A 15,510-nucleotide genomic window follows, 5' to 3' on the forward strand; every position below is an offset into this window, starting at 1 on the left:
CCGCGCTGCGTTCATTTCTGAAGCTTTGCGGCAGACCTGGCTCGAATCCTCTTGCCCGACCTGTTGTGCTTGCTTGGCTTCGCGGTTCAAAACTGTCTGAACTGCGAAGGAGCGAGACTATAGCACAGATTTTTGCGCGTGGCGCAGCACGGCGGTTCCGTAGGTCCATGCAGGAGCCACACCTCGCCTGCCCCTATATATAGTGGAACTCTTGCAGCCGCCCTATATAGATAGTTGTCTCGCCCGCCTGGCCCTACGTTTACTATTCGCCTGTACGCCGCACTCTACTGGAGACGAACACGCTATGCCCCCAGCCATCGCCCTGAGCGAAGATATCCTGATCAATGTCACCCCCTTCGAAACCCGCGTTGCGCTGGTGGAACAAGGGTCGGTACAGGAACTGCACGTAGAACGCAGCATCCAACGGGGCCATGTCGGCAATATCTATCTTGGGCGGGTGGTCCGCGTGCTGCCTGGCATGCAGAGCGCCTTCATCGATATCGGACTGGAGCGCGCGGCCTTCATACACATCGCCGATCTGCGCGAGAATCGGGGCGAAAGAAGTCAGGGTCTCACACCCACGCCCATCGAAAAGCTACTTTTCGAGGGACAGACCATCATGGTCCAGGTGGTCAAAGACCCGCTGGGCACCAAGGGCGCACGGCTTTCAACCCAAATCAGCATGGCGGGCCGGATGCTGGTTTACCTGCCCCACGACCCGCATATCGGCATTTCGCAGAAGATCGACGACGAATCCGAGCGCATCCAGCTACGCGAACGCCTGCAGGCGTTGATGCCGGCGGAGGAAAAAGGCGGCTTCATCGTCCGCACCCAGGCGGAAGGCGCCAACGACGATGAACTGACGGCGGACCTGGAATACCTGCGCAAACTGTGGACCAGCGTCCAGGCGGCAGCCCGCACCCAGCCCGCACCTGCCCTGCTGCATCAGGATCTGACCTTGGCGCAGCGCGTGCTGCGCGACATGGTGGGCCCGAACACCGGCGCCATACTCGTGGATTCCCGCACGACCAGTGCCGCGATGCTGGAATGGGCACGCATCTATACGCCCTCGGTGGTGGACCGCATCCAGCACTACAGCGGGGAGCGTCCGCTGTTCGACACCGCCAACGTGGACGACGAGATTGCCCGGGCGCTGTCGCGCCGAGTGGATCTGAAGTCGGGCGGCTACCTCATCATCGACCAGACCGAGGCGCTGACCACGGTCGACGTCAATACCGGCGGTTTCGTGGGCGGCCGCAATTTCGACGACACCATCTTCAAGACCAACCTGGAAGCGGCCCAGGCCATCGCCCGCCAGTTGCGGCTGCGCAACCTGGGCGGCATCGTCATCCTGGACTTCATCGACATGGAGGAACAGGAACACCGCGAAACCGTGCTGGCCGAACTGAAAAAGGCCCTGTCGCGCGACCGCACCCGCATGACGGTCAACGGTTTTACGCAGCTAGGCCTGGTGGAAATGACGCGCAAACGCACCCGCGACTCGCTGGCGCACCAGCTATGCGAGCCCTGCCCCATGTGTGAGGCGCGCGGCAACGTGCGCACGCCGCGCACCGTCTGCTATGAAATCCTGCGCGAGATCCTGCGCGAGGCGCGGCAATTCAATCCCAAGGAATTCCGCATCCTCGCCTCGCAGGAGGTGGTCGACCTGTTCCTCGAAGAAGAAAGCCAGCACCTGGCGATGCTGGGCGACTTCGTGCGCAAGCGCATTTCGCTGGAAGTGGAAGGCGCGTACTCGCAAGAACAATACGACATCATCCTGGTCTGATTTCAGGATATCCTTTCCGCGGTGCCGACAAATTCCAGGGGGCAATAAAAGCCCCCATGGAATTGGGCCGCGATGGGATCCTCGGGGATGTTCTGGGCCAGGATTTCCGGGGCGAAAACCTCGGAATCGTCCTGCGGCGCATAACCCAGGAATTTCGCGTTGGAATTGTCCCAGCGGTTGCGCAGGTTGTTCGACACCCCGTAGACCACGGTGAAATGATAGGACTCGTGTTCAACGCAGCGTGCGGCCAATTGCGCCATGTCGCGGTGGCTGATCCAGGTCAATAGCTGCCGGGCTTCGCTCGGGCGGTCGGGCGTGCGGAACGTCCCGATCCGCAGGCAGGCGACGGACATGCCGTACTTGTCCGCATACATGCGGCCCAGGCCCTCGCCGAATACCTTCGATACGCCATACAGCGAATCGGGACGGGGTTGCACGGTGTCATCAAGAAACTTCTCCCGGCGGTGATAGCCGATCGCGTGATTCGAGCTGGCGAAAACCATACGGCGCACATTCTGGCGCCGGGCAGCCTCGAATACGTTGTAGCAACCTTCGATATTCATGGGCAGGATTTTTTCCCAGACATCGGCGCCGGGAATACCGGCCAGATGGATGACGCAGTCGATACCCTCCATGCAGCGTTCCAGGGACTCCATGTCCCGGACGTCCATGGCGCAGATTTCCTCGCCTGCCTGCGCCGGTTCCTGCGGCGCGATGTCGGCCAAGCGCAGCAAGGCATAGCGGCCACGCAGGTGCGAGCGCAGACACAGGCCGATGTTTCCGGCCGCTCCGGTAATCAGCACGCGCAGGTTTTCGGGTTTGTTGAAGGGTGTCATCAATCTGTCCAGTTTCTCTTGAATATGAAAGCGCCGGGGCCGATGCCGTACGCGGCCGTTACTGCTTCTGCTTGGCGGCGATCAGCGCGTCATAGAGCGCCTGGCCATTGGGAGCCTCGCCGACCAGCTTTTTCACGACGGGCCGCGTGGCCTGCACCATAGAATCGAGATTGCTGGGATAGACGATGGACACTCCCCTCGTTTGCATCGTCTTCATGCCCTCGTCGTAAACCTTCTTGTAGTAGTCACGGGCATAGGCCATGGCCTCGTCCGCAGACTCCTTGATCATTTTCTGCTCTGCGGGCGAAAAGCGATCCCAACGGTCCTTCGACATGAGCAGCAGCGCCGGATGAATATTGACGTGTGTCATATTGAAGTACTTGGAAACCTCGATGAATTTGTCAGAGACAAATTGGTCCGGCGTCGTTTCGCCGCCATCGAGCACCTTCTGCTGCAGGGCCAGATACAACTCCGAATAAGCCATGGGCGTGGCTTGCGCGCCCAGGGCCTTGTAGCTTTCGACATATCCCGGCGACTGTATGACGCGGATCTTCATGCCTTTAAGGTCTTCAGCCGAATTGACGGCCCGGTTGCCGAAGACATTGCGCTCGATCGCCGAAAACCAGCCCAGGCCGACCAGGCCGTACTTGGGCAGAACTTCCATGAATTTGTCGCCGGCAGGACCGTTGAGAATCTGGTTGGCCTGCTCGACGCTATCGAACAGAAACGGCGAGTCAAAGACCAGGAATTCCTTGACGATGCCGTTCAAGGTCGGCTGGCCGGTGATGACCAGGTCAGTCGCCCCCGCCACCGCGCCCTGGATCATGGTCAGTTCGCCGCCCAGCTGCGAGTGAGGGAACACGGAAATCGTGATCTTCCCGTTTGATTTCGCCTTCAGCACATCCGCGAACTTCTGCGCCCCCACGTGAAATGGGCTGTCCGTCGTCAGCGTGTGCCCGACATCCATGTTCAGCGCATGCGACGGCGTAGAGAACATCAGGGCACCAAGGACGCCGGCGCCAAACAATTTCTTGAACATTTTCATTTTCCATCTCCTCGATTTTCCAGCCGCCCGGGACAAATATGGCCACCAGGCGGCTGATTTATTTTTTATAAGAAAAAAGTGCTAATGGCAGGCACGTAAGAAATAATCAGGACATCAATCACCAGGACGGCAAGGAAAATCACCAGATACTTCGCCAGTTGGTGCATTTTCAACTGCGCGACTTCGCACACCACGAACAGGTTGACGCCGACCGGAGGCGTGACCATGCCGACCGCCAGGTTGGTGATGACGATCATCCCGAAATGGATGGGATCGATGCCGAAGGCCAGGCTGATCGGCGCCAGGATGGGCACGATGATGAGGATCGCCGCCAATGCCTCGATGAACATGCCGACCAGGAACAGCATGACGTTCACCAGCAGCAAAAACACGATCGGATTGGTGGTCACCGATCCGAGCATGGCGGCGACCTGCTGCGGCACTTGGTTGATGGTCAGCAAGTACGCGAACACGGCGGCGAAGGCCACGATCAGCAGGATGATGGAGGACATCACCGCAGAGCGCGCAAAAATGCCGAGCAGATCCTTGACCGTTATTTCCTTGTAGACGAAGAGTCCGAGCGCAAGCCCGTAGAGCACTGCGATGCAAGAAGCTTCCGTTGCGGTGAATAATCCGCCGTAGATCCCGCCCAGAATGATGACCGGCATCATCAGCGCAAGCGTCGCATCCTTCAGGGCTACCAAGACACCTTTCAACCAACCGCCGAAGCTCACCGCAGTGACTTCGTCGAAGCCTTGGAAGCGGGCGACCAGGCAGACCGTCAGAATCAGCGATACGGTGATCAAGAGGCCAGGCAGGATGCCGGCGAGAAACAGCGATCCGACCGACACGTTCGCCGTCAACGCGTACACGATCATCGGGATCGACGGCGGAATGATCGCCCCCAGCTCGCCGGAGGAAGCGGCAATGGAGGCCGCGAATGATCTCGGATAGCCCTTCTTTTCCATTTCCGGAATCAGCACGGAGCCGATCGCGGCGGTGGTCGCGGACGAGGAACCGGAAACCGTCGCGAACAGCAGCGACGTCAGCACCGCAACCGCGCCCAGGCCGCCCCGGATCCAACCGACGAAAGCATTCGCCAACTGCACCAATCTGGTGGCGACCCCGCCGGAGGACATGAGATGGCCGGCCAGGATGAAAAACGGCACCGCCATCAGGCTGAACGAATCCAGCGACTGGAACGCCATCTGCGCCACGATGAGAAGCGAGCGGTCGCCCGCCTGCAAGGCGAACGCAGCCGACATGCCCAGCGCCGTGACGATGGGCGCGCCGATGATCAGGATCGCCGTGAATGACAAGAACAGAACCGGGATCACAGCGCCCCTCCTTCACTATTTTGCATGGCAGCGGCAGTTCTTTCCGCCTCGCCGCCCAGCTTCGACACTTCGACGCTCAGCAATTCCTTGATGACATGCGCGAAGGTATTCAGGCTCATCAGCACACAGCCGGCAAACATGAATATGTAGATGTATGCCATGGGCATTTCCATTGCCGGCGAGGTCTGCCTCATGCCGAGCTCTATCAACCTGATCGATTTCCAGGCCAAGAGCAGCGCAAGCATCAAGGTCAGGATATGCGCCACCACGCGCAGCCAGCGGGCGACCGACTCCGGCACCATTCCTATGAACGCATCGACGCCGATCAGCCGCAGCCGGTAGGTGGCGACGGCGCCGCCGATGAAGACGCTGCCGACCATCATGAAGCGGCCCAGCTCTTCCGCCCAGGGCGTGGAGAAGGGAATACCCGTATAGGTGTAGAGCAGCCGTACAAACACAGAAATTGAAATAGCCAGGACCATTCCTATAAGAAAAAGTCCGGCGCACTTTTCAGCTGCGGCGTTTATCGAATCCATTATTCGCTGCAGCGTTTGAAGCCTCTGGTGTGAGGCACAATACCCGGCCATGCGGAGCCCTCCCTCTTTGTCTCATTTATTTATTTGCCGCCTTTTTGAGCCAGGCGTTCGATAGGAAATATACTCAGCGGCGTGCGATTCGTAAAATTCAAATAACAGAACAGTCTTTTCAAAAAAAGCGATCGTCCAGCTGCTGCGCCTTGAACCGGAGTTTCTAAAATGTTGAGTGATCTCAAGCAGTTGCGTGCTTTTCTCACGATTGCGCGTCTGGGCAACTTCACCAGGACGGCTCACGAACTGAATATTTCCCAGTCGGCTTTGACCATACAGATCCAGCAGCTCGAGTCCCATCTGCGCACGCGGCTGTTCGACCGCAACCACCGCAGCGTCAGCCTGACGCCTCGGGGCCAGGAGCTTTTTCCTCGGATCGAAAAGCTGGTGGCCGAAATCGAAGACCTGGTCACCCATGCGCGCGATACCAGCGATCGCGAGCGGGGCACGGTAACCGTTGCCGTCCTACCCTCGCTGGCGGCCGGCCTGCTGCCCCAGGCCATCCACAGGCTGAATCGCGATTACCCCCGAATTACCGTCTGTGTGCGGGACACGGTAGCCTCCCGCGTCAACGACATGACTCGCAGCGGCGAGGTCGACTTTGGAATAGGCAGCCCGATCAAGCGCGATCAGGAATTGGTCTGGGAGCAGTTGGTGACCGACCGCTTCTGCGCCTACATGGCGCATGACTATCCCTGGGCCACGCCGGATACCGTGACGCTCAAGGATCTGGCCGAGCATCCGCTGATATTGCCGGTGCGGGAAAGCAGCATCCGCACGCACATCGAAGCGGCGGCCGACAAATTGAAAATCTCGCTGCCAGCGGCGTATGAGGTGGTCTACAACTCGACCGTGCTGGCGATGGCGGCGCAGGGGCTCGGGGTGGCCATTCTTTCCGAATTGGCCGCCCGCGAAGGCGACACCAACCGACTGCGCTGCGTCTCGATCAGCAACCCCCCGCTATATCGCCACATCGGCATCCTGCGGCGTGCGGGCCGCTCGCTGTCGCGCTCCGCTGAACTGCTTACTACGGCGCTGCGGGAAATTGCTACTCAGAAATAAGGCGGACCCTTAACAGGTAGCGCGCGGGATTTCACTTCATTATGTGTGAATTGTGTTTCTTAACGATTCGATTGCAAACAATTCTGAAAGCGATGGCGATAAAGAAGACGAGCCGATAAGCTGCGGGCGCCTTCAGGGTATACCCTGAAAATTTCCTTATTCCGCTTTTCGGAGATTGATTCGATGAAGTCCCTATTCCGTCCGTTCCTGGTGCTGGCCGCGGCACTGCCGCTGATGCTGGCCGCTTGCGGCAACAAGGAACCTGAACAGCGTGCCGCGTTCACGCAGTTCCTGCAGACCCGTATCGTCGACAAGCCCGGCGTGCGCGTCCCGCAGTTGACGGATGAAGAGAAGAAATCCTTCGGCGACTACGCGGCGCAATATGCGGTGATCACCGACTTCAACGCGGGCATGGATGCCTCGGTGAAGCCCCTGTCCGGCATCATGCAGAAAGGCGCGATGCGCTCGCTGAACGACATCGTGACCCGCCGCGACGATCTGAAGGCCGTGCAGGTCTCGCTCAATGAAATGGGCGTGGCGCTGAAGGAACAGCAGGCCAAGACTGACGCCGCCCGCGCGCAACTCAAGCAGCCGGAAGACCTGAAGGCCGTGTACGACAAGGCCTATGAGAAGACCGTCAGCCTGCCGGCCGACACCTTCCGCGATGTGCTGCCGCAACTGAACGCGACCTTCGACAGCAGCCTGAAGATCGCCGATTACGTCGCCGCACACGCCGCGCAGATCGATATTTCCGGCCCCATCGTCAAGGTGCAGGATCCCGCGGTGCAAGCCGAGCTGAACCAGCTGCTGCAGGACTTGAATGCGCAAGCCAAGAACGTGCAGCAGGCGCAGACGCGCATGCAGGCCGTGATGGTCGGCCGCTAAGCCAAGGCGGCACCAAAAAAAGCCCCGCCGCGCGATCAGCGCGGCGGGGCTTTTTCATGCCGCGCCGGATCAGGTCCCTGCGACCGCCACGCGGTTGCGGCCGGACTCCTTGGCCCGATAGACCGCAGCGTCGGCCGCCTCCACCAGACTGTCCAGCCTATCGTCGACCTGCGGCACCGAAGTCGCGACCCCGACGCTGATCGTGACGATGCCGGCCGCGGCGTCCTCGTGCGGGACCTTCAGGCCTGCAACTGTCCGCCGTATGCTCTCCGCAATCTCCGCGGCGCGCTGGCTGCTGGTGTTGGGCAGCAACACGACAAATTCCTCGCCCCCGTAACGGGCCGCCAGATCGCGCGGACGGCGGGCCTTTTTCTTCAGCACGCGCGCCAGGGCAGCCAGCAACTGGTCTCCCTGCTGGTGGCCATAGCGGTCGTTGTAGCGCTTGAAATGGTCCGCATCCAGGAACAGCAGCGAAAGCGGCACGCGTTCGCGGCGCGCATTCTGCCATTCGCGCGCCAGCGTCTCGTCAAACGCGCGCCGGTTGGCCAGGCCGGTAAGTCCGTCCGTGCGCGCCTGTATCGCCAGCTGCGTCTCGACCGCCTTTCTCAAAGCCATCTCACGCCTGAACAGCACGATCAGCGCCACCACCGACAGCAGCAACGCCGTGGTCACCGGGATGATGAAGAGCGCGCGGCGATCCCAGGGCTCAAGCAGTTCATCCACGTCCATGGCGACGTCGATGATGAGCGGCGTGTCCTCGATGCTGGCGAAGGTGTAGTAGCGGTTCACGCCGTCCGGCGACAGCGCGCCCACGAACGAGCCTTCGCGGCGGATCAGGAACTGCTGGAAATCCAGCGCCATGCCGATGTCGCTACCCAGGTCGTTGAGCGAATACGGGGCGCGCAGCAGCAGCAGGCCATCGTTGCGGAAGACGCTGATCTCGTCACGCTCGCCGATGGACAGCGCGGCGAAGCGGTCACGGAAGTAGGCCAGGCGCAGCGAACCGCCCACCACGCCAGCGAAACTGCCGTCCGGATTGGACAGGCGCCGGCTGATGGCGATGCTCTCGTCGCCGCCGCGCAGGCGGCTGCGGTACGGTTTGCTGACATACATGCCGACGTCGTCGGCATCGCGATGCACCTGGAAGAAATCCCGGTCGGCGAAGCTCACGTCCGGCACATCAAGATCCCCGGAGTGGTAGCGGATGTTGCCGTCCTTATCCAGCACCACCACGGCGCCCAGGTATTCGGCCGTGGATGGCCGATCGAACAGGAAGCGGTGCTGGGTTTCGGGCGCGAGCCGATCGAGCCCGGGTTCGCGCAGGCGCTCCGCCATGCCTTGCAGCGACAGGTCGTAGACATGCAGGGTACGGCTGATATCCGCGGACAGCACGCCGGTGATGTTGCGCGCCGAGGCGTGGGCGGATTCCCAGGTGGCTTGGCGGTCGATCCAGAGCAGCGCGACCGCAGCCGCGCAGATGCCGATTGCGACGAGCACCGCCAATGCATACAAGGCGCGATGCATAAGCCCGCTAGACTTCAATACGGCGCTCCTACGCAGGGGACGTCGGGGGACGCGGATCACTACGGCAAAGATTCACGCCGCTGATGATGCCGCTGCCGGACATGCCGCGCAAGATCCGGCCCTAAAAAGTCCCCTCGCCGCCCGCCTTGGCCGTTCCTCAGGTCGCCGCGACCGCCGCGATGCGGAATGGAAAGGCCTTGGCCCCCCTGGCCCTGTCGGTTTCGCGGTGCGCCCCGATAGACCATGCGGCGCCCGAGCCGCCCGTGTGCGACATCAGTTCGCGCATGGAGCCCGCCGAGAATCCGCAGCGCAAGGCCAAGGCCTGCCGCCGGGCCAGTTCTACTCCAACAGCGTGCGGTGTCGTGGAAATCCGATCCGATTGCAGCATGGCAGCCCCCTGGCAAATGCTCATCATGGATGAAGAGTCAGTGCGGACAAATCTACCTCAGTCACCAGCGTCTGCGCGTGAAATGATGCGAAAAGTAATGCAACGATCAGGAAATAGTCGGTTACGCGGATGGGCTGGCCGCGGTCCTTTCGGATTCGCGGTCGGGCTGGTCGTTGCGACCATCCGGGGCGCTGGTCATATTGCCGTAAAGAAGCGAACGGCCGGCGAACAGCCCGCCCGCCACTTCCAGGTCGAAACGCTCGGTATCGCGCCTGCGTACGTCCAGCACCACCTCGGCGGCTTCATCGGCCGGCACGCCGATCACACGCAGCGCGGCCTCGCCGAAGGCCAGCGCCGATTCCAGGGTTTCGCGCACCTGGTAATCCACCCCTTCCTTGGCCAGCGCCAGCGAATGGATGCGGTCATAGGCGCGCGCCACCACCCGCACCAGCGGGAATTCGGCCTTGATCAGCTTGACCATGTGATTGACCGCCTTGGGGTCGTCGATGCAGATCAGGATGGCGCAGGCATTCTCCGCGCCGGCGGTGCGCAGCATGTCGATGCGGGTGCCGTCGCCGTAATAGACCTTGACGCCCCATTTGGCCGCCGCCCGGATCGCGTCGGTATCGGTATCCAGGATGGAGACCGTCAGATCGCGCGCCAGCATCGCCTGGGTCACGATCTGGCCGAAGCGCCCGAAGCCGACGATGAGCGCGCAGCCCTCCAGATCCTTGGCCACGTCCACGTCCTCCATCGAAGGCTGCGGCTTGGGCAGGAGCCAGCGCAGCGCCAGCACGCACAGCGGCGTGAGCGCCATTGAAATGATGACGACCGCGGTCAGCACCGCACCGGTGTGCGCGTCGAAGATGCCGGCAGCCGCCGCCGCCCCGTACAGCACGAAGGCGAATTCGCCGCCCTGCGCCAGCAAGGCCGCGCGGGTCATGGCCTCGGCGTGGGTGGCGCGCAGCACTCGCGCCACCACGTACACGCCCACCGACTTCACCAGCATGAACACCACGACCGCAGCCAGGATCAGCGGCCATTCGCGGGCCACCGCCGACAGGTCCAGCGACATGCCCACGCCCAGAAAGAACAGGCCCAGCAGAATGCCGCGGAAAGGCTCGACTTCGGCCTCCAGCTGGTGGCGGAAGGTGGACTCGGACAGCAGCACGCCCGCCAGGAAGGCGCCCATCGCCATGGACAGGCCGCCCAGCTCCATCAACAGCGCCGCGCCCAGCACCACCAGCAAGGCGGCTGCTGTCATGACCTCGCGCGCATGCGCGGCGGCCAGCAGACGGAACAAGGGATTGAGCAGCCAGCGGCCGGCGGCCAGCAGCGCCAGGATGCAGGCGACCGCGATGGCGGATTGCAGCCAAGGATCGCCATGGCTGGCATTGTCAGCCGGCGCCAGCAGAGTCGCCAGGGCCAGCAAGGGCACGATGGCCAGGTCTTCCAGCAGCAGGATCGAGACGATGCGCTGGCCCTGCGCGCTGGCGGCTTCGCCGCGCTCGGCCAGTATCTGCATGACGATGGCGGTGGACGACAGTACGAAGCCCATCGCCGCCATGAAAGCCGCGGGGGCCGACAACCCCGCCAGCGGGCCGACCACCGTCAGCAGTCCGCCGCAAGCCAGCACCTGCGCCACGCCCAGGCCGAAGATCTCGCCGCGCAGCTTCCACAAGCGGGAGGGCTGCATTTCCAAGCCGATGATGAACAGGAACATCACCACGCCCAGTTCGGCCACGTGCAGGATGGATTTGGGATCGGAGAACAAGCCCAGGCCGAACGGGCCGATCACCAGGCCGGCGGCCAGGTATCCGAGGACGGATCCCAGCCCCAGGCGCTTGAACAGGGGAACCGCGACGACCGCAGCCCCCAGCAGGACGACGACATTGACTAGCTGATTGCCTTCGGCAGGCAGGGACATGGGGCGCTCCTGATGCACGGCGGACCAAAGCGCCTGGCGGCGCCGCCCCGCCCGGATCGGGCCGGAGCCGGGCCTGCCGGCAGGCCCGGCTCCATTTTCCGGCAATCCGGGCGCTTGGCAATCCGGAAATGCGACAGGAAAAAACAGCCGCCGGGCGGACCCTGGCCGGGACGCCCGGCGCGGATCAATCGTCGCGGAATTGCATCTTGTAGAGCGAGGCGTACAGGCCGTTGGCGGCCAGCAGCTCGGCGTGGGGGCCTTGTTCGACGATCTTGCCCGCGTCCAGCACGATGATGCGGTCGGCGTTCTGCACCGTGGACAGGCGGTGCGCGATGACCAGCGTGGTACGGCCCTTCATCAGGCGCTCCAGCGAGGCCTGGACCTGGCGTTCGGATTCGTTGTCGAGCGCGGAGGTGGCTTCGTCCAGGATCAGGATGGGCGCGTTCTTGATGAGCGCGCGGGCGATCGCCAGGCGCTGGCGCTGGCCGCCGGACAGGCGGGCCGCGTTTTCGCCCACCGGCGTATTGAGGCCCTGCGGCAGTCCTTCGACGAATTCCAGCAGGTTGGCCGCCGCCAGCGCATCGCGCACTTTCTGTTCGCTGGACTTGCCCAGCGCGCCATAGCCGACGTTGGCCGCGATGGTGTCGTCAAACAGCACCACGTCCTGGCTGACCAGCGACAGGTGCGAGCGCAGGCTGCGTAGGGTCAGCTCGTCGATCGGCGTGTCGTCCACCAGGATGGAACCGCTGTCGGCCAGCACGAAGCGCGGCAGCATATTGACCAGGGTGGTCTTGCCGCTGCCCGAGCGCCCTACCAGGGCCACGGTCTGGCCGGGTTCCACGGTGAAGGAAATGTCGTTGACCGTATCGCGGTCGGCGTCGGGGAAGCGGTGCTTGACGTGACGGAACTCCACCTTGCCGCGCACGGGCTCGGCCAGCTGCTTCGTGCCGGTATCGTTTTCGGGTTTCTGGTCGATCAGCGTGAACACGCTTTCCGCCGAGACCAGCATCTTCTGCATGCGGGCGGCGACGTTGGTCAGGCGCTTGATGGGATCGAAGATCTGGGCCAGCGCGGCCATGAAGGAAGCGAAGCTGCCCACGGTCAGCGCGCCGTGGTTGGCCTGGCTGAGCGCCACGGCGATGACGGCGCCGACCGAGATGGAAATGCAGACCTGGGTCAGCGGCGTCAGGGCGGCGTCCGCCGTGGCGGTGCGCATGGCGAAGCGGCGCAGGCGGCGGCTGACGAAATCGAAGCGGCCGCGCTCGACTTCATAGCCGTCGAACAGCTTGATGACGCGCTGGCCGTCGATGCCTTCGCCGACGACGCGGGTCAGCTCGGCGTTCATGTTGACGGTTTCACGGTTGATGCGGCGCAGGCGCTTGATGAAGAAGCGCGAGATCAGCACCGACACCGGCAGCATGATCAGGATGATCAGCGTCAACACCCAGGACATGTACAGCAGCACGCAGATCAGGGCGACGACGACCAGGGTTTCGCGCACCAGCACCGTGATGACATCGGTGGCGTAGCCGGTGACGTTGCCGGCGTCGATGGTGAAGCGGTTGAGCAGGCGGCCGGTGTCGCCTTGCTTGAAATCGGCGTCCGGCAGGCCCAGCAGGCGCTCGAACATGTCCCGGCGCATGCCCAGCAGCACGTTGTTGGCCACCCAGGCCAGCAGGTAGTCGCTGAAGAAGTTGCAGATGCCGCGCAACAGGATCAGCCCCACCACCGCCAGCGGCAAGGCCCAGACGTAGTACGGCTTGGCGCCCGAAAAGCCACCGTCCAGCAGGGGCTTCATGATGACGGCCAGGACCGGCTGCGTGGCGGCCGCGCCGGCCATTAGCAGGACGGCAAGCAACAATCCCTTCCAGTAGGAGCCCACGCGGCTGTAAATCCGGCTCCAGAGTTCAGCTCTGACGGGTTGGGAGCTCGCGGGCGCGTTGCGTGCGGCAGAATTCAAAGGGATCACTCGCTTTTATACAATTGTGGCGAGAATTGTACCGGCTGCGCGACAAGTCGCCGTCCGGACCGTGCCCCTTTCAGCCCTAACGCGCCCAGCGCCCTTACATGTCCGATATCAGCTGCCTGTACGTCCGATTGCCCAATTGGGTGGGCGATGTTTGCATGAGCCTGCCCAGCCTGCGCGCCTTGCACGCCAGCGGCCTGCCCCTGGTGATCTGCGCCCGCCCCTGGGCCCGCGACCTGCTCGACGGAGTGGCTAAGCAGGATTTCATCCCCATGCGCGGCAAGGTCGGTCCCGACCGGGCGGCGGTCAGCGCCCACCGCCGCGGCCTGGGCGCCCAGGGGCGCCGCGCCCGCGGCCTGCTGCTGCCGGACTCGCTGTCCAGCGCGCTGGTGTTCCGGCTGGCGGGGCTGCCTTCGGCCGGCTATCGCGACGACGGCCGCAGCTTCCTGTTGCGCTGGCCCGTTGCCAAGCCCAACGACTCGCTGCACGCGGTCCAGTCCTGGCATCACCTGACCCGCGAGGCCCTGACCCGCTGGGGCCTGTCCAGCGGCCCGGCCGAACCTGGCCCGACCCTGGACCTGCCCTTGACCTCCGCCCACCGGGGCGCCGCCGATCTGGCGCTGGAGGCGGCCGGACTGGCGGGCCAGCGTTTCGTGCTGATCGCCCCGACGGCCACGGGCCTGCACAAGGGCAAGATCAAGGTCTGGCCGGGATTCGATACACTTACCCGCGCTCTGCAGGCTCGCGGCCATACCGTGGTAATGTGCCCCCCTCCGGCCGAAACCGAGGAGGCCCGGCGCAATGCTCCCACGGCGCTGCTGCTGCCTCCCCTGTCCCTGGGCGCGTTCGCGGCGCTGACAGCGCGGGCCGCGCTGGTGATTTGTAACGACTCCGGCGTCTCGCACGTGGCTGCGGCAGCCGATGCCAGGGAACTGACCCTGTTCGGCGTGACGCGGCCGGGCCGTACCGGCCCGTGGTCGCCGCGGGCCGTCTGCGTAGGCTCGGAGCATGCATGGCCGTCCGTCGAGGAAGTTGAACAGCAGGCCAACCTCCTGCTGGACGAGACGCAGTAATCAGGATTGTTTCAAAATGACCTTGTCCAGCTATCTCACGAATTTGATCATTCCTTACAACTTGTGCGTGACACTGGTCGTCATCGGGCTGGTGTTGGGCCTGTTCCGGCTGCGCAAGACCGGCGGCGCCCTGATTGTTGCGGGCTTGCTTTGGGCGTTGGCCTGGTCGCTGCCGGTCACTTCGCTTTGGCTGGGCGGCGCGCTGGAATCCCGCTATCCGCACCTGGCGCCCTCGGAGTCACCGACGGCCGACGCCATCGTGGTGCTGGGCGGCAATACCGCCAATGGCCGCGCCAACTGGTTCCTGCCCTATGACAAGGACACGGCGGTGGTGCGCGTGGACACGGCGGCCCAGCTCTATCTGGCCGGACGCGCACCCAAGGTGCTGCTGTCGGGCGGGGCGCTCGAAGGCGACGTGAGCGAAGCCCGCGGCATGGCGCACGCCATCCGCCAGCAAGGCGTGCCGGAAACGGCCCTGATCCTGGAAAACTCCAGCCGCACCACCTATGAAAACGCAGCCCTGACCGAGGACCAGCTCAAGTCGCGCGGAATCGGCAAGGTCCTGCTGGTGACATCAGCGCTACATATGCCGCGGGCGATGGCGGCCTTTTCCAAGCAAGGCGTGGAAGCCGTCGCCGCTCCAGCGCCGCCGCAGATCGTGGCGCCCGCGGACGGCTCGCTGCCGCTGTGGCTGCCGGACCAGCGCACATTCGACGCCAGCCGCTCCATCATCAAGGAGTATGCCGGCCTGTTCGTCTATTGGTTGCGCGGATGGGTCTGAACCCGCAGGCGCCGGCCGCGCTGGAATGCCGGCCCGGCTGTGGCGCCTGTTGCATCGCGCCGTCGATCACCCGGCCGATACCCGGCATGCCTGCGGGCAAACCTGCCGGCGTGCCCTGCATCCAGTTGCTGCCGGACATGCGCTGCGCGATTTTCGGCCAGCCGTCGCGCCCGGATTTCTGTGGCGGGCTGCAGCCCCAGGCCGAGATGTGCGGCGCCAGCCGCGAGCACGCGATCCAGTGGCTGGGCGAACTCGAACAGGCCACGGCTCCCGGCCATTGACGCGCAGCCGGCAAGCCTGGACCCGCGCCCGC

General features: G+C 63.5%; 14 protein-coding genes. 6 read left to right on the plus strand and 8 right to left on the minus strand.

Going from position 1 to position 15,510, the window contains the following annotated elements:
- Nucleotides 1–322: 322 nt before the first annotated feature.
- Nucleotides 323–1,786 (plus strand): ribonuclease G, encoded by a 1,464-nt coding sequence (gene rng / locus WBB14_RS21320; RefSeq protein WP_424241616.1) that lies wholly within the window; start codon nucleotides 323–325, stop codon nucleotides 1,784–1,786.
- Between the two features lie 2 nt (nucleotides 1,787–1,788).
- On the opposite strand, the gene WBB14_RS21325 is transcribed toward rng, so the two are convergent.
- The 4 genes from WBB14_RS21325 to WBB14_RS21340 form a co-directional block, all read right to left on the minus strand.
- Nucleotides 1,789–2,622, minus strand: coding sequence for an NAD-dependent epimerase/dehydratase family protein (locus WBB14_RS21325; RefSeq protein WP_424241592.1), 834 nt, complete (start codon nucleotides 2,620–2,622; stop codon nucleotides 1,789–1,791).
- A gap of 58 nt (nucleotides 2,623–2,680) precedes the next feature.
- The gene (locus WBB14_RS21330; protein WP_424241593.1) at nucleotides 2,681–3,667 is read right to left on the minus strand and encodes a TRAP transporter substrate-binding protein; all 987 of its coding nucleotides are present in this window, start codon (nucleotides 3,665–3,667) and stop codon (nucleotides 2,681–2,683) included.
- A 65-nt stretch (nucleotides 3,668–3,732) separates the two neighbouring features.
- The gene (locus WBB14_RS21335) at nucleotides 3,733–5,004 is read right to left on the minus strand and encodes a TRAP transporter large permease (protein WP_424241594.1); all 1,272 of its coding nucleotides are present in this window, start codon (nucleotides 5,002–5,004) and stop codon (nucleotides 3,733–3,735) included.
- Nucleotides 5,001–5,540 carry a TRAP transporter small permease gene (locus tag WBB14_RS21340; RefSeq protein ID WP_424241595.1) on the minus strand — a complete coding sequence of 180 codons (540 nt, stop codon included), beginning with the start codon at nucleotides 5,538–5,540 and terminating at the stop codon, nucleotides 5,001–5,003. Before WBB14_RS21340 ends, WBB14_RS21335 begins: the two co-directional genes overlap by 4 nt.
- A gap of 219 nt (nucleotides 5,541–5,759) precedes the next feature.
- Between WBB14_RS21340 and WBB14_RS21345 the strand changes: the two genes are divergently transcribed.
- Together WBB14_RS21345 and WBB14_RS21350 are read left to right on the plus strand one after the other, a co-directional pair.
- Nucleotides 5,760–6,653, plus strand: a complete 894-nt coding sequence (locus WBB14_RS21345) for a LysR family transcriptional regulator (RefSeq protein ID WP_424241596.1) — start codon at nucleotides 5,760–5,762, stop codon at nucleotides 6,651–6,653.
- 183 nt (nucleotides 6,654–6,836) lie between these two features.
- Nucleotides 6,837–7,538: a DUF3053 domain-containing protein gene (locus WBB14_RS21350; RefSeq protein WP_424241597.1), complete on the plus strand. Its 702-nt coding sequence runs from the start codon at nucleotides 6,837–6,839 to the stop codon at nucleotides 7,536–7,538.
- A gap of 69 nt (nucleotides 7,539–7,607) precedes the next feature.
- Here WBB14_RS21350 and WBB14_RS21355 read toward each other — a convergent pair whose 3' ends face one another.
- The 4 genes from WBB14_RS21355 to msbA all read right to left on the minus strand — a co-directional run bounded on the left by WBB14_RS21355 (nucleotide 7,608) and on the right by msbA (nucleotide 13,337).
- On the minus strand, nucleotides 7,608–9,062 hold the full coding sequence (locus WBB14_RS21355; protein ID WP_424241598.1) for a diguanylate cyclase domain-containing protein: 1,455 nt from the start codon (nucleotides 9,060–9,062) through the stop codon (nucleotides 7,608–7,610).
- 157 nt (nucleotides 9,063–9,219) lie between these two features.
- Nucleotides 9,220–9,450 (minus strand): hypothetical protein, encoded by a 231-nt coding sequence (locus WBB14_RS21360; protein ID WP_424241599.1) that lies wholly within the window; start codon nucleotides 9,448–9,450, stop codon nucleotides 9,220–9,222.
- 121 nt (nucleotides 9,451–9,571) lie between these two features.
- Complete coding sequence (locus WBB14_RS21365; protein WP_424241600.1) at nucleotides 9,572–11,377, minus strand: monovalent cation:proton antiporter-2 (CPA2) family protein; 1,806 nt, start codon at nucleotides 11,375–11,377, stop codon at nucleotides 9,572–9,574.
- A gap of 184 nt (nucleotides 11,378–11,561) precedes the next feature.
- Complete coding sequence (gene msbA / locus WBB14_RS21370) at nucleotides 11,562–13,337, minus strand: lipid A export permease/ATP-binding protein MsbA (protein WP_424241601.1); 1,776 nt, start codon at nucleotides 13,335–13,337, stop codon at nucleotides 11,562–11,564.
- A 107-nt stretch (nucleotides 13,338–13,444) separates the two neighbouring features.
- Here msbA and WBB14_RS21375 point away from each other — a divergent pair, with 107 nt between their 5' ends.
- Genes WBB14_RS21375 through WBB14_RS21385 form a run of 3 tightly spaced genes read left to right on the plus strand, consistent with a single transcriptional unit; the run spans nucleotide 13,445 to nucleotide 15,478 of the window.
- Nucleotides 13,445–14,416 carry a glycosyltransferase family 9 protein gene (locus WBB14_RS21375; protein WP_424241602.1) on the plus strand — a complete coding sequence of 324 codons (972 nt, stop codon included), beginning with the start codon at nucleotides 13,445–13,447 and terminating at the stop codon, nucleotides 14,414–14,416.
- A 16-nt stretch (nucleotides 14,417–14,432) separates the two neighbouring features.
- Nucleotides 14,433–15,197, plus strand: a complete 765-nt coding sequence (locus tag WBB14_RS21380; protein WP_424241603.1) for a YdcF family protein — start codon at nucleotides 14,433–14,435, stop codon at nucleotides 15,195–15,197.
- Complete coding sequence (locus WBB14_RS21385) at nucleotides 15,188–15,478, plus strand: YkgJ family cysteine cluster protein (protein WP_424241604.1); 291 nt, start codon at nucleotides 15,188–15,190, stop codon at nucleotides 15,476–15,478. Before WBB14_RS21380 ends, WBB14_RS21385 begins: the two co-directional genes overlap by 10 nt.
- Nucleotides 15,479–15,510: the final 32 nt, after the last annotated feature.

The organism is Achromobacter sp., from assembly GCF_049647645.1.
In the GTDB taxonomy this organism is placed as follows: Bacteria; Pseudomonadota; Gammaproteobacteria; order Burkholderiales; family Burkholderiaceae_B; genus Achromobacter.